This is a genomic window from Arthrobacter psychrolactophilus (assembly GCF_003219795.1).
Classification (GTDB): Bacteria; Actinomycetota; Actinomycetes; order Actinomycetales; family Micrococcaceae; genus Specibacter; species Specibacter psychrolactophilus.
Genome location: NZ_QJVC01000003.1, coordinates 83,202 through 97,670, shown reverse-complemented (window position 1 = coordinate 97,670; position 14,469 = coordinate 83,202). Strand labels below are relative to the sequence as shown.

Genomic DNA, 14,469 nt, shown 5'->3' with positions numbered 1-14,469 from the left:
CCAAGTCAACGCAGAGACGGACATGCCCGAGGCCAAAATGCACCTCATGGCGCATTTTCTATTCCGTGATGGGCCCCTCGGGGCTTAGCCGACGTGTACCCAAGGACGTTGCGTGAGATCGGGTTCGGCCTCGCGCAGCACCTCACGGGTCACGGGGGCGATCTCGCCCTCGCCGATGAGGAGGTACTTGAGCAGGTTGTTGATGGGGTTGCCCTCGGTCCACCGGAAGTAAATGTGCGGGATCATGCCCGTGGCGTCGCGAATGTGCAGCAGCACGGCGGCAATCGTGTTGGGCACATTGGAGCTGTGCACCTGCAGGATCTTGAATCCGTGGCGGGTGATGCCCCGGACCTCGAGCGCGGTTTCAAAGTCGGAGGAGTCATCCACAATGACCTCCATGAACAGCACACAGCGCGGATCACCCATGGCATTGACCTGCGTGGCGTGGGCCAGTTTACGCCGGTACGCCGAGGCGCTGCGGGTCTTGGGGTCGTGGGAAATGATCCGAATCGTGCCCTCATCCACGGCGGCCACGAAGCTCATGGCCGCCTCATCCATGCGAATGTAGCTGGCCCGGAGTTCAAAGGAACGGCGGATGCGCGAGAGCAGGCTGACCACCACGATGCCTAGGATAAACATGAGCGCGATCTTCAGACCGTCCGGGCGCTCAATCGAGTTCGCCACGGTTGTGTACAAGAAGGCGAGCGAGATGGCGCCGAAACCAATCGTGCGCCCCTTCTGGCCCTTACGCCTGGCCGAGAGGGTCACGGCGATCGCGGCCGAGGTGATGAGCACCAGCACGCCTGTCGCGTAGGCACCTCCCTGGGCATCGACGTCGGCCTTAAAAATGATGGTGATGAAAAGCGCGACGGCGGTGAACACCAGTACCAGCGGACGCACGGCTCCGGCCCATTCAGGCGCCATGCCGAAGCGTGGCAGATAACGCGGCACCAGGTTGAGTAGGCCGGCCATGGCGCTCGCACCGGCAAACCAGAGGATAGCGATGGTGCTGATGTCGTACACCGTGCCAAAGCCCTCGCCGAGCAGATCGTGGGCCAGGAAGGCCAGGGCGCGGCCATTGGCTTCGCCGCCGGGTTGGAATTCGGCGGCCGGGATCAAGATGGTGGTGGCCAAGGAGGAGGTGATGAGGAAGGTGCTCATGATGACGGCAGCCGTGGTCAGCAAGCGGTGCGCACCCTTGATGCGACCCTCGGGATTCTCGTCCGTGTCGGTGGCTGGGCCCTTGATCTGAGGCATGACGGCCACACCGGTTTCAAAGCCGGAGAGGCCCAGCGCGAGTCGTGGAAACACCAGGAGGGCGATCGCAACGACCATGATCGGATTGCCGTGCTGCGTGGTGAGCGCCGTCCACCAGTCGTTGGTCAGGTGCGGGCTGTGCACTACTTTAGTGAGGGCGACGGCGATGACCACAAGGTTCAAAGTCAGGAAGAGGGCCACAAGAACCACGGCAATGCCGATGGCCTCCTTGAAGCCACGCAGGAACACGGCAGCTAGCGCGGCCACGAGGACGAGTGTGATGATGACGTTTTGCCCGTGGAGGAAGTCGGGGGCGAAGGGGTTCTCGATGACGTGGGCCGTGGCATCGGCGGCGGAGAGTGTAATCGTGATCATGAAGTCTGTTGCGGCGAACCCCAGCAGTGCCAACACGAAGAGCTTGCCCCACCAGCGGGGGAGGAGGCGTTCGAGCATGGCGATGGATCCGGCCCCGTGCGGGCTCTCGCGGGCCACGCGCTTGTAGACCGGCAGGGCCCCGAGCAGGGTGACGAGGACCAGGACGATGGTGGCCAGGGGTGCTAGGACGCCGGCGGCCAGGGCTGCGATGGCGGGCTGGTAACCCAGCGTGGAAAAGTAATCCAGACCTGTCAGGCACATGACGCGCCACCAAGAATGGGGCTTGTGATTGGGTGCCGGTCGGCCGTGGGGTCCTTGCTGCTTACCGGAGCTCTCCGGCATGCCCTCGAGGAGCCACTGGTGCAGGGCCACCTTGCCGTGGAGTTTCCCTGAATCCCAGGGTTCGCTTGGAGCTTTGGTCAGGGAGGTCACGGTCAAGCCTTTCAGTGTATGCCGTCCGGTGGCGGCGGATGCCGGACGATGAATTGGGGGCTCCATCGTCCGGCAACTAGGACACTAGCACCGGCCCGGAGCGGAAAAGCGGCTTCTTAACGGAATCTATACGGCCTCATTTTTGCCGTGCGCCAGTGAACTGCGTGTACCCGCACCGTGTCCGCTTATAGGGGGTATCTATCCCTCCCCTCTCAGCGGACAAGGTGCGAAGAAGCGAATGGTGGCCGGGGTGGCTGGCTCGCGGAATGCGACTCATGGTTTCCATTAGGCAACGAGAGTTGTATTATGGTGAACAATTGCTCGGTTGTGACGTACGTCTACTGCATTAAATCCGCTGAGCCACTGCTCGAGAGAACAAGGACGTCCATGAAAGAGCTCCGCATCGAGGCCAACGGGAATCTTGGCCCCATCGATTCCTCGAGGATTCCGCGGTACGCGGGGGCCGCTACCTACGCACGCCTCCCGCGACTAGACCAGGTCGCGAAAGCCGATATCGCCGTCGTTGGTGTCCCTTTTGATAGTGGCGTCTCCTACCGACCCGGGGCCCGCTTCGGCGCCAATCATGTCCGTGAGGCAAGCCGCCTGCTGCGCCCGTACAACCCGGCCTGGGACGTGTCCCCGTTTGAAAATTGCCAGGTGGCCGACGCCGGTGACATGGCCGTGAACCCCTTCAATATCAACGAGGCCATTGAGACCATTCAGCAAAATGCGCTGGATCTGACGGCTGGCGGCGCCAAGCTGCTGACGATCGGTGGCGACCACACCATCGCGCTGCCGTTGCTGCGTGCCGCTGCCGAGCGTGCCGGCGAGCCCGTGGCCATGCTGCATTTTGACGCGCATCTGGACACCTGGGATAGCTATTTTGGCGCCGAATACACGCATGGCACACCCTTCCGCCGCGCTGTGGAGGAGGGCATCTTGGATACCGAGGCCATCTCGCACGTGGGAACTCGCGGCCCGCTCTACGGCAAAAAAGACCTCGACGACGATCACCGCTTCGGCTTCGGCATCGTCACGGCCGCCGACGTCTACTACCAGGGCGTGCTGGAGACGGTGGCCAAGATCCGGGAGCGCATCGGCAAACGCCCGCTCTACATTTCCGTGGACATCGACGTCCTAGACCCCGCGCACGCCCCCGGCACCGGCACACCCGAGGCCGGCGGCATCACGAGCCGCGAACTCATCGAGATCATCCGCGGCTTCCGCGGTATGAATCTGGTGGGCGCCGACATCGTGGAGGTGGCCCCGGCCTATGACCACGCCGAGATCACGGGCATCGCCGCGAGCCACGTGGGCTATGAACTGGTCACCTTGATGGCCGATAATTTTATTGCAGGGGACCGCTTTGGCGCGCCGAATGGATACGCCGCCCAGGCTCTGGATGCAGAAGCACGACGTCGGCCGGCCGGGTTCGCGCCGACCACCACTATCGAAGGAGACAGTAAGTGACGCAGGTAGTGAACGTGGCAGCCCAAGCCCCGCAGGTCCAGCGCAATGGTGGCGATCTTGTGGTTGAGACACTGACCGCGCTTGGCGCCCACACCGTGTTTGGCATCCCGGGCCAGCACGCCCTGGGGCTCTTCGATGCGTTGAGCCGTTCCTCCCTGCACTTTGTCTCCTCCCGGGTGGAAAACAATTCAGCGTTCGCCGCCGATGGCTACTCGCGGGCCACGGGCGAGGTGGGCGTGCTGTTCCTCTCGACCGGGCCCGGCGCGCTGACGGCACTGGCCGGTTTGCAGGAGGCCTATGCAACGGGAGTGCCCATGATTGTGGTGGCGAGCCAGATCCCGCTCGAGGGATTGGGTGCCCGACGCAAGGGCATGCTGCACCAGCTCGATGATCAAAAAGCCTCCGCGGCCAATGTCACCAAGAGTCAGCGGCTCATTCAGCACGCCTCCGGTATCCCTTCCGCGATTCAGGATGCCTGGACCGAGGCCGTGTCCTCGCCGCAGGGTCCTGTCTGGCTAGAGGTGCCGCAAAACGTATTGCTCGATCCCATCTTTGTGCCGGCCGTCGAGGACGCGCTCGCCGAACCGTTCGATAACCCACCGCGCGTTGAGCTCGTCCGGGAAGCCGTGAAGTGGCTTTCGGAGGCCGAGCGTCCGGCGATCGTTGCCGGTGGTGGCGTGCGGCGTGGGCAGGCAGAAACGCAGTTGCTGGCGATTGCCGAAAAGCTCAATGCTCCGGTCATCTGCACGCCCGGAGGTAATGGCGCCTTCCCGTGGACGCACGAATTGTCGCTGCAATCGTGGATCGAGGACCGCTACGTCACCGAGGTCCTCGAGGACGCCGATGTGCTCGTGGTGATTGGTTCATCGCTGGGGGAGGTGTCCAGCAATTACTTCACGATGGAGCCGCGCGGGCGCATCATTCAGATCGACGCCGAACCCCGTGTCCTCGAGTCCAATCGTCCGGCGCTGGGGATCAGGGCCGACGCCGGCCAGGCACTGAGCGCGTTGGATGCTGCCCTGACCGATGCGCACGGCGAGCGTGCCAACTGGCACGGCGCCACCCCGCAAAGCGTAGTTCAAGAAACCCTTGCTAAGGTCCAGGCCCGGCTCGACGGCCAGGATCTCACGCTGGAGCGCACGTTCATGGCCGACATTCGTGCGGCCGTCCCGGCGGAGATGCAGACGTTTTGGGATATGACCATCTCCGCGTACTGGGGGTGGAGCTGCTGGGACTCGCGCGACGGCGAATTCCATTCCGCTCAGGGTGCCGGTGGCCTAGGCTACGCGTTCCCCGCCGCGATCGGTGCCGCCCTGGGCCTGCGAAGCCAAGGAAAACCAGCCCGCGTTTTGGCGGTGGCCGGAGACGGCTCCTCGATGTATTCGATTGCCGAGCTGGCCACGGCCAAGCAGCACAATGCGCCGGTCACCTGGCTGATCGTGGATGACGGCGGCTACGGCATCTTGCGTGAGTACATGATCGACGCTTTCGGTAAGGCGACACACACGGAGCTGGCCCGTCCGGATTTCGTGGCCTTGGCACAGTCCTTCGGTGTTCCCGCTCAGCGCGTGACGGCTGCGGATGTAGGGGACGCGCTTAAGGCGGGGTTTGCCGCTGACGGGCCAAACGTCGTCGTGGTTGAGACGATGCTGAAGATGTTCGGCCCCACCCACCTGAACCTCTAACCCCCTCAACGCCGCATCACCTTCCGGCCGTTTTTGAGGAACGCCGCACCACTTTCCGGCGGTTGACGCACTCGTATCGTGGGTCAAGGCGTGTGGGAGGCGGCCGATAGGATGGTTCCCATGAGTTTCGCCCTAGAGTCTGAGAGCCGCCCGTTCCAAGTCGACCTCCACGGTGTGGTCGATCTGCTGAGCCGCCACATTTATTCGGGGCCGCAGGTGTATCTGCGCGAGCTGCTGCAGAACGGCCGCGACGCGATTTCCTCACGGCGCGAGCTGGCCGGATCCGGGACGCCGGGGCAGATGCGAATCTTCCCGGTGACCGCGGACAATCCCGTGTTTCGGCTCGACGACGACGGCGTGGGGCTCAACGCCGACGAGATGGGGCAGCTGCTCGCCACCGTGGGGCGCAGCTCCAAGCGCGACATTTTTGATCTGCCGCGAGAAGACCGGCTGGGGCAGTTCGGCATCGGGCTGCTCTCCTGCTTCATGGTCGCCGACGAGATTGAGGTGCTCTCGCGGAAAGAAGGCGAGAGCGCCGTGCGGTGGCTGGGCTCCGCCTCCGGGACTTTTTCCGTGACCGTGCTGGACGGCGTCGACCTTCCCGTGGGGACCAGTGTGCGACTCCGGCCACGCGGCGACGATGCCGAGATGTGCAGCCCCAAAAAGGTCACCGAGCTGGCCACGAAGTACGGGCAGTATCTGCCGGTGCCGATCCTGATCGCCAATGATTCCGGTGGATTCGACACGATCAACCGTGCCCCCGTATTTGCCCTGACGGGGGAGGCGCGCGTCGAGCAGCGGGACGAGATCCTGGAATTTGGCACGCAGCTTCTGGGCGCTAAGCCGCTGGATGTCATTGAACTCGGTGGCCCGGCGACAGGCACGCGCGGCACCGCATACATCCTGCCGTATGCGCCGCCGCCGTCCACGCGCGCCGCCAACGCCGTCTATCTCGGCGGCATGTTGGTGGACGAACGCAACCAGGACCTGTTGCCGGAGTGGGCGTTCTTTGTGCGCGCCGTCGTGGATTCGAGCGGGCTGAAGCCAACGGCCTCCCGGGAATCGCTGGTCGCCGACGAGGCGCTCGAGGTCACGCGCGAGGAATTGGGGGCCGCGCTCCGAGCCTGGATCCTGCGTGTGGGCATCAGCGCCCCGCATAAATTGGCCGAGTTTGTTCAGATTCATCAGCTGGGGTTGAAGTCGCTTGTCGCGTACGACGACGAACTTGCCTCGTTCTTGACGCGGTGGCTTAACGTCGAGACCACTGCGGGACGGATGAGTATCGCGGACCTGGTCGCGCGTCAAAAGCATATTCGCTACACCGAATCCCTAGAAGAGTTCCGCCAGATCGCCGCCATCGTGCCGGCCGAGGAACCCGTGGTCAACGGCGGCTATGTTTACGACGGCGAGATTATTCGGCGCCTGCCCTTCCTGTTTGAAGGCGTCACGCTTGAAAAAGTGGAACTGGCATCCCTGCTTGACTCGCTGGCCGTTCCTGCGCTGGCCGAGCGGGCAGCCGTGCTGGTTTTCGAGCAACGTGCCAGCGCTGTTCTGGAATCATTTGACGTCAAGGTCACCGTTCGTAGCTTCGCGCCGAGCGAGGTTTCGGCCCTGTATCTGGCCGATGATGCGGTGCTGCGTGGCATGCAGCGCAGTGCGGCCCGGCGTGTGGCCAGCTCCTTGTGGAATGACGTCCTCGCCAAGGCCGAGAAATCACTGGGTGCCGCGGCGGAACTCAAGGGCCAGCTGAACAAGGCCACCTTGTGCGCCAACTGGGACAATCCACTCATCCAGACACTGACGCAGAGCAATGACGAGGCCGTTTTTAGCCGCACCATCAAACTGCTTTACGTCCAGGCCATGTTGGCGGCGCATCTGCCCTTGGGTGTTGCGCAACGCAGGCTGCTCAGCGAATCGCTGGGAGATTTAGTACACCTGAGCCTAAACCACTAGTCCACGCCACATCAGGGCCTGGTCGGTAGCCATTGAGATGTCACGCGAAAGTATTGAGGGGAACGCAGGAATGAACACGAGCGGTGAACTGTCCGATCTGATTCAAGAAGCCACAGAAACCATGTGGGGATCGGAACTCTCCGCGATTCTCGAAAAGGCCCTGAGCCTCGCCGTGGATCAAGGCGACGAGGAAGGCGAATATCGAGTCCGCCTGATCCTGGGCAACAACGCCCAGATGAGCGGCGACACCGATGCCCTGCTGAGCAATTTTGCCTGGTGCCTGGCGAAGCACGATGAGGACCCACTCCGATTCCCCAACGAGCCCGACGCCGGCAGCGACCTCTTGTGGCAGTTCAAATGGATGGTGGGCATCCTCGGCGGCGACCCGCAGTTCTCCACGGAACAAATCCAGGCCGTGTTGACGGACATGGAACGCCATTACCGGCACGCCAACCTCGGTCTGTCCGGTGTCGCCATGGCTCGCTTTGAATCGGCGTTCCAGAACGGTCACCTCGACGATGCCCGTGAGGCCTTTGCCGAGGTCATGGCCATGGAGCGAGACGAGTACTCGCACTGCGACGCCTGCGTCCGCTCCGTCGCCCTGGACTACCGCCTCAATACAGGTGACACAGAGGCCGGCCTCAAGGCTTTCAACGAACTGATCGACGGCGGATACTCGTGCGGCGTCGAACCCGAAAACGCCATCTCCCAGGCGCTCGTGTCGTTGCTGCGCGATGGCCAGTACGAGAACCTGCTCTCGCTCCACATGCGCAGTTACCGTGAAGCGCGCGAGAATGCTGACAACATTGGCATCGTCGCCAACCACCTGGTCTTTTGCGCCATCACGGGCAATGAAGCCCGGGGCTTGGCCATGGCCGAACGCCATCTGGCCTGGCTCGCCCACGATCCCTTGGCGCATCGAAGCCACATGGGTTTCCTAGCCGCGCTGGGGCTTTTATTCGACAAGATGATCGTGGCCGGACATGGCCAGGTGCCCGTGCGTGGCTCCGACAGCTCCCAGCTCAAGGCTTTCTTCGGCCACCAAGCCACGGTCCTAACCGCGCAGCAGCTGGCGCCGATGTGTTGGGCTGCCGCCGAGGCGTTGGCCGCTGAGTTTGATGCCCGCAACTCCAACTCCTGGCATGCAGAGCATATTGCCCATCGCCGCCGCATGATCTCCGAAAGCCATGACTTCCCGCTCAGCGCGGAGTCCTTTGCCGCCACCACGCCCCGACCGGTGCTGGAACCGCAGAGCAGTACCCAGTGGCGTGATCGGGCGCTCGATCTGGGCTCAGTGGGTAACTTTGATGCGGCACTCTCGGCCTATGCAGAGGGAGTGGCGCAGACGCAGGATCCACGCGAGCTCGCAGCCTTGCATAACGCTGCCATTAGCATTCGTGCACACATGTCAGGCGAGGAACATGTCGCCGCGGTTCGTGAAGCTGTTGTCCTGCGAGCCGCTGCGCTACGTCTGGCCGGGGATGAGATCATGGCCGGGCTGACCGAGCGTGCCTCGGAAGTTCTTGCCCGGCCCGATAGTGAGGACAATAACCGGGCCAAACTGCTCTTGATCAACGATGAGATCGACGTGCAAGAGTCGCATCCGGAGGCACAGTATCTTCTGAGCTCTGTCCTCGCCGGCATTTTGATTGGGGCCTCCGATCTGGAAGGTGCCCGCGCAACCCTGGCGATCGTGGATAACGCCATCACCGTGTGGGAGGCCGGCCCGTGGCATTCCCCCGAGTTGGAGCTGCGCCGGGCCCGAGCCCGGTATGCCGGACTCATGCTGCAGCTATGCGGCCAAGAACAAGACGCTGCAGGGGCCAACGTCTGGCTCGATCAGTCCATCGAGCTGGAACCCTCCGTGGTGGGGCGGGCAGCGCTCCTAGCCATGAGGTCCCGCGTCCACATCCAGACCCGCGACAACGCCAAAGCCTTGCTCGACGCGGATGCTGCCACCGAACTCCTGCTCAGCATTGGCGCTCGCGATGCGGCACTTCAGACGATTCAGCTTTCTGCCGGGGTCTTGATGGATCTGGGCCGCACGGGAGAATTGCGGGCGCTGCTGCGTTTTGGTATTCAACAAGCCCAGATGGCGGAATCACCCGTCGCGATCTCCCTGAGCTACACCCTAGGTCAGGACCTCGTGGAATTCGGCGCTTATGAGGAAGCTATCGAGCTGGTCGATGAGCTGCTACGTACCACCACCCTAGAGATCGGCGACCACGATCGCGGCGAGCTTTACGATCTATTGGGTGCTGCCCTGCGCCATTCCGGCGAGCTCAGCGGTGCCTTGAGTGCCTGGACGATGGGACTGCAGCACTTCATCGACAATGAAGAACCATCCCGGGCCTCTGAGCTGCACCTTGCCATGTCCTCCATCTATCAAGACGCCGAGCATTACCCGGAAGCTATCGAGCATGCGCAGTCGGGCCTGGAGCTGTTGACCGGCGCGGATGAGGCGCAGGAGATCGATCCGCGAGCAATTGTTGCCGCCCAGATGCAGCTGGCGGCGGTCCTGAGCCTGGCCGGTGACGACGGTGCCCTAGCGATGATCGAGTCCGCTAATACTCTGGCGCAGCACAGCGAGTCGCCCTTCCAACTGGCCGAGATCTTCATGCTCCGGGCAACGCATCTCTTCCGCAGGGGAGATGTGGACGGTGCCGTCTCCCAGGCTCTGAAGGGCTCGAGTGCTTATGAAAAGCTCGACGGTGCGCAGCAGCAAACAGCCTGGGCCATCCTTCAAGCGGCACACATGCTGGACAATGCGACGCGATATGACGATGCCATCGCCCTGTACAAACAAGTCATCGATTCCTTGGACGATGACCCGCAGGGACAAGAAGTCATCCGCCACCAGCTGGCCGACTGTCTGGAAGCTGCAGGCCGGACGGCGGAGGCTGCGACGGTACGCACCGAGGCTCAGGCCGGCCAATAGCCGCAGGTTCACATCTCTTAAGCAGCTCCTGTGGGTGTTTGGCACTGCGCCAATTCTCTTAAGCAGCTCCTGTGGGTGTTTGTCGCTCACACCCGCGTGATCTGCTTAAAGGATTCGGTGGCTCGGTTCACACTCGCAGGAGCTGCTTAATGGATTTGGTGGTTCGGTCTGCACCCGCAGGAGCTGCACAAGAGAATTCCCGCCGCCTTACACTGGGTGGCATGGCTATTGTTTATGCTGCGCAGCTGCGCCCCTCGAAAATGGAACTTCTCGCGCTGTGGTTGCCGCAGCAACCCTGGTTCGTCCCCGGCGACACGGAAGTGGAGCGCCTGGGCTCGTTCCGCTTTGACGATCCCGCCGGTGAGGTGGGCGTCGAGACTCAACTCGTCGGCGCTGGCAACAATGTCTTCCAGGTGCCCATGACCTACCGTGGAGCTCCCTTGGCCGGCGCCGAGGATTTCCTGATCGGCACCATGGAGCACTCGGTTCTGGGGGAACGCTGGGCGTACGACGCCGTGGGCGACCCAGTCTACGCCGCCACCCTCGCCGCCGCCGTGCTGACGGGGACGCCCCAGGCTGTTCAGCTCAGAGAGTCCGACGGCGAGACAACAGTCTTGCCCGAAACCTCCACTATCTCTGCCACGGGAGTTCCGCTCGCATCGTTGCCTGACCTTGCCGATCTGTCCGTCAGCACAGAAGACAACGTCAGCACCATCAGTGCCGGCGGCGTTGAGCTTCAGGTGCTTCGCAGACTCGGTCAGGCTGCCGAGACCACGGCGGCCCACGGACTCACCGTCGTGTGGGATGGCCAAGAGCAGCCGGTTCTGATCGCTTCCGGGACCGTCTCCTAACGCGCAACTCTCAACGCCGAAGGGCGGTACCGAATAAACTCGGTGCCGCTCTTCGTTGTACGCAGTGACTTTGGATGCCGCTCAATGCGGCGTCCACCATGGCCGGAAGATCGTCATCGCGAATAACTCGCAGGCGCAATCGTGGCGTCGATAGTTGCAGTTCGAACGGTGGACACAGTTGCGAAGGAAGCATCCTGAAGTCTAGCGATCAGGGCGCCAGGGACGGTATTTCATGAAGAGTACCGATACGGGCTCCAGAACTAGAGTCGGATCTCGTAGAGGACGGTATCTTGCCATTGACCGGTGCGCGGTCCGGTACTCAGCTGGGCGATCCGCTCACGGTACCCAATCTCACGGAATCCCATGGCCAGGTGGAGGGAGCGACTGGCGGCGTTCTCGACGAAAATACCCGGCTGGATCGTCCACTAGCATTGCGTGCGCTTCTGATGGCTGCCGGCGTTGCGCTCTGTACGGCGATTGGTCGAGCCAGCGTCATGAAGCTGGTTTCACGGCGCAATTCGAGCTCCAATGGGGGTGAGCCGCAGACGAGCGCAGCGAAAAATTCCCATCAGAACCCTTGACGTTGCCACGCAGGTTTCCAATTAGGCAGCGAGAAATTCCGCGAGAGATTGCGGCCTGCGACACGTGAGTTCCTCAACGGAGGTACTTAGCTGTTCCATGGCGCCCGAGCCAATAGCGGTATAGGTGGATACCCACGCGTCATATTGCCATTGCGGCGCGTCCCACGCTTTGCGGGATTCGTACGCTTCCGCCACTGTTTCGTTGTGAAAGCTGATGCTCCGCTGCAATCCGGCGCTGAGAGTAGCCGCAATGTCCGTCATGGTGAGAGCCTCTGGGCCCGTGAGTTCGTACGTCCGTCCGGCGTGCGTGGCGGGGTCTTGGAGTATGGCTGCCGCTGCTGCTGCGACGTCGCGGCGGGAGACCAGCGCGGCTCTGCCGTTCCCCGCCGGACCGCGGATGACGCCGTCGTCCCCTACCATCATGGGCATGAAGTCCAGGTAAAAGTTGTCCCGCAAAATCGTCCACGCCATGCCAGAGCTGCGCAGGTGCTCCTCTGTGGCGAAGTGGTCGTGGGCCAGCGTGAAGACGGCATCCGGGGCGGCAGCCACAAAGGAGGTATAGACAATGTGCCGCACCCCGGCAGCGGCCGCACCGTCGATGAACGCCATGTGCTCCTCGCGTCGGGTGGCACTTTCGGCGGCGGAGACCATGAGCACCGTGTCAATTCCCTTGAGGGCATGCTCGACGCCGGAACGGTCACCAAACGCTGCCACCGCCACCTCCGCCAGCGGAAGATGGGGAGCGCGCTCCGGGTTGCGCACAATCAGACGCTGGGGGAGCCCGGCGTCGGCCAGAGTCTGGGCCGTGTGGCCGCCAATGAACCCGGTAGCGCCGGTGACGGCGATGCGTGGAAGTGTCATGGCTCCAGTACATCCTTGGACGCTGCAATTGTCGAGGGCTCAGCTACTGCTCGCGACAGCTGGTGATCAGATTTAGGTGCCTTGAGCAACTCCGTGATGTCAATCAGAAGCGTCCCGGAGCCAGCCCCCGGATGAACCGTTCCTTTTTGTGGTTTTGCTTTTGGATCCGGAGGTAAGCACCGAGTCTCGGGGCGGGTCATGCTCCGCCCCTGCTGGCTTTCCTGTGAGGAACCTCGTTCAGGGAGTTAGCGCGAGGCCTGGCAAAACCACCGAAAAGTGGTGCGGCGTCTCCCAAAAACCGCCGGAAAGTGGTGCGGCGTTGGAAGGGTGGGATTGACAGCTTGGTGTGAGGGCTGTCATAGTTTCGATTATGAACTTGTCAGACAGCTGGACAGCAGGACAGGGGCCGATTCTCCGGGTCAGTGCCGCGGAAGCCGTATTTAAGGCCATCCGCACGGCCATCGAAAGCGGTGCCTTGGCTATCGGCAGCAAGCTCAGCTCCGAAACTGCGCTGGCAACCCAATACGGCGTGAGCCGCTCGGTCATCCGCGAAGCGCTGCGCTCGTGCACCGCCCTCGGCCTGACGGAAACTCTCACGGGCAAGGGCACCTTCGTCATCGCCAGCCGCGCCTCGTCCGAGCTTGTCCTGGGCCAGTACTCGGCCCGGAGCCTCATGGAATCGCGCCCGCACATCGAGGTGCCCGCCGCCGAATTTGCCGCCACCCGCCGCACTGCCGAACAACTCGAGCAAATGCGCGGCATCCTGGCCCTCATGGCCGAGGAAGACGACCCTGAGATCTGGGTCAGCCTCGACGCGAGCTTCCACGCCGCCGTCGCCAAGGCCAGCGGCAACGACGTGTTCGAACGCGTCGTCAGCGACATCCGCGAGGCCATGGCCAAACAATCCGAAACCATCAACCTGATTACCGGCCGCGCCCGCACCTCGGATACCGAACACAATCACATCCTTGACGCGATCGCCGCCGGTGACCCCGCCGCCGCCGGACGCGCCATGTCCGTTCACCTCACCGCGGTCGACGCCGCACTGAACATCATCACGGGAGCACACTGAGCATGACCACGCACCACTTTCCCGCCCACGCACCCCTCGCCGTGCAGACCCGCGGCGAGCTGGTCGAGAGCGTCCACTTCGGCTCCCTCATCGCCTTGACGTCCGACGGCGGGAGCCTCCTTTCGCGCGGAGAGCCCACCGCCCGCGTGTACCCCAGGTCTGCGCTCAAGCCCTTGATCGCCGTGGCCATGCTGCGGGCAGGGCTCGAGCTGCCCGACGATCAGCTGGCCCTGGCCGCCGCAAGTCACTCCGGTGCGGCCGAACACCAGGACACGGCAGCAAAGATTCTTGCCGACGCCGGGCTGACGCCCGCTGATCTGCGCAACTCCACGGATCTGCCCTACGGCGTCGCCGAGCAGAAAGCCTGGCTCAACGCCAGCCATGGACCCACCCAGCTGGCCCAGAACTGTTCGGGAAAGCACGCCGCCCTGCTCGCCACCTGCGTCAAAAACGGTTGGCCGCTCGAGAGCTACCTGGCTCCCGAACATCCCCTGACCGCCCTGATCCGCGAGGTTGTTGCCGAGCTGACGGGCGAGGAACTACACGAAATCAGCACCGACGGCTGCGGCACCGAGGTCTTTGGACTCTCCCTGATCGGCATGGCCCGGGCCTTCAGTGCCCTGGTCACCGCCGCACCTGGCACGCCGGAGCGCCGCGTGGCCGATGCCATGCGTGCCCATCCCGAGCTCGTCGCCGGAGCGGGCCGAGATGTCACGGCGCTCATGGAGGCCGTTCCCGGACTGCTGGCCAAGGACGGATTCGAGGGCATTCAAATGATCGCCATGGCCGATGGTTCTGCAGTGGCGCTAAAGATTTCCGACGGCGGCGACCGGGCCCGCATGCCCTCGGCCGTCCCGGCCCTGCTGGCTTTGGGCGTTGCCCCGGAACTCTTGGAACCCTTCAATGAACTGCCGGTCTACGGCGGTGGCCACCCGGTCGGTGAACTCCTGGGGCTGCCTTTCCCGACGAAGTAACTGCACCGCAGCTCATCTCT

At 63.1% G+C, this 14,469-nt stretch carries 10 protein-coding genes; 8 read left to right on the top strand and 2 right to left on the bottom strand.

Going from position 1 to position 14,469, the window contains the following annotated elements; translation table 11 throughout:
• Window positions 1–84: 84 nt before the first annotated feature.
• A complete protein-coding gene (locus CVS30_RS04880; RefSeq protein WP_110484438.1) occupies window positions 85–2,064 on the bottom strand; it encodes an APC family permease in 1,980 nt (659 codons plus the stop codon).
• Between the two features lie 387 nt (window positions 2,065–2,451).
• Between CVS30_RS04880 and speB the strand changes: the two genes are divergently transcribed.
• The 6 genes from speB (at window position 2,452) to CVS30_RS04850 (ending at window position 11,542) form a co-directional block, all read left to right on the top strand.
• Complete coding sequence (speB, locus tag CVS30_RS04875) at window positions 2,452–3,534, top strand: agmatinase (protein ID WP_110484210.1); 1,083 nt, start codon at window positions 2,452–2,454, stop codon at window positions 3,532–3,534.
• Window positions 3,531–5,219: a thiamine pyrophosphate-binding protein gene (locus CVS30_RS04870; protein WP_110484209.1), complete on the top strand. Its 1,689-nt coding sequence runs from the start codon at window positions 3,531–3,533 to the stop codon at window positions 5,217–5,219. The genes speB and CVS30_RS04870 overlap by 4 nt, the downstream gene beginning before the upstream one ends.
• Before the next feature lie 120 nt (window positions 5,220–5,339).
• On the top strand, window positions 5,340–7,172 hold the full coding sequence (locus CVS30_RS04865; RefSeq protein WP_110484208.1) for an HSP90 family protein: 1,833 nt from the start codon (window positions 5,340–5,342) through the stop codon (window positions 7,170–7,172).
• A 70-nt stretch (window positions 7,173–7,242) separates the two neighbouring features.
• Window positions 7,243–10,110 (top strand): tetratricopeptide repeat protein, encoded by a 2,868-nt coding sequence (locus CVS30_RS04860; protein ID WP_110484207.1) that lies wholly within the window; start codon window positions 7,243–7,245, stop codon window positions 10,108–10,110.
• A gap of 221 nt (window positions 10,111–10,331) precedes the next feature.
• Window positions 10,332–10,961 carry a CG0192-related protein gene (locus tag CVS30_RS04855; RefSeq protein WP_110484437.1) on the top strand — a complete coding sequence of 210 codons (630 nt, stop codon included), beginning with the start codon at window positions 10,332–10,334 and terminating at the stop codon, window positions 10,959–10,961.
• A 290-nt stretch (window positions 10,962–11,251) separates the two neighbouring features.
• Window positions 11,252–11,542: a hypothetical protein gene (locus CVS30_RS04850; RefSeq protein ID WP_146233341.1), complete on the top strand. Its 291-nt coding sequence runs from the start codon at window positions 11,252–11,254 to the stop codon at window positions 11,540–11,542.
• A 21-nt stretch (window positions 11,543–11,563) separates the two neighbouring features.
• On the opposite strand, the gene CVS30_RS04845 is transcribed toward CVS30_RS04850, so the two are convergent.
• The gene (locus tag CVS30_RS04845; protein WP_110484205.1) at window positions 11,564–12,403 is read right to left on the bottom strand and encodes an SDR family oxidoreductase; all 840 of its coding nucleotides are present in this window, start codon (window positions 12,401–12,403) and stop codon (window positions 11,564–11,566) included.
• A 370-nt stretch (window positions 12,404–12,773) separates the two neighbouring features.
• Here CVS30_RS04845 and CVS30_RS04840 point away from each other — a divergent pair, with 370 nt between their 5' ends.
• Both CVS30_RS04840 and CVS30_RS04835 read left to right on the top strand, forming a co-directional pair.
• Window positions 12,774–13,475 carry a FadR/GntR family transcriptional regulator gene (locus tag CVS30_RS04840; protein ID WP_110484204.1) on the top strand — a complete coding sequence of 234 codons (702 nt, stop codon included), beginning with the start codon at window positions 12,774–12,776 and terminating at the stop codon, window positions 13,473–13,475.
• Between the two features lie 2 nt (window positions 13,476–13,477).
• Window positions 13,478–14,449 (top strand): asparaginase, encoded by a 972-nt coding sequence (locus CVS30_RS04835; protein WP_110484203.1) that lies wholly within the window; start codon window positions 13,478–13,480, stop codon window positions 14,447–14,449.
• The last annotated feature ends 20 nt before the right edge of the window (window positions 14,450–14,469 follow it).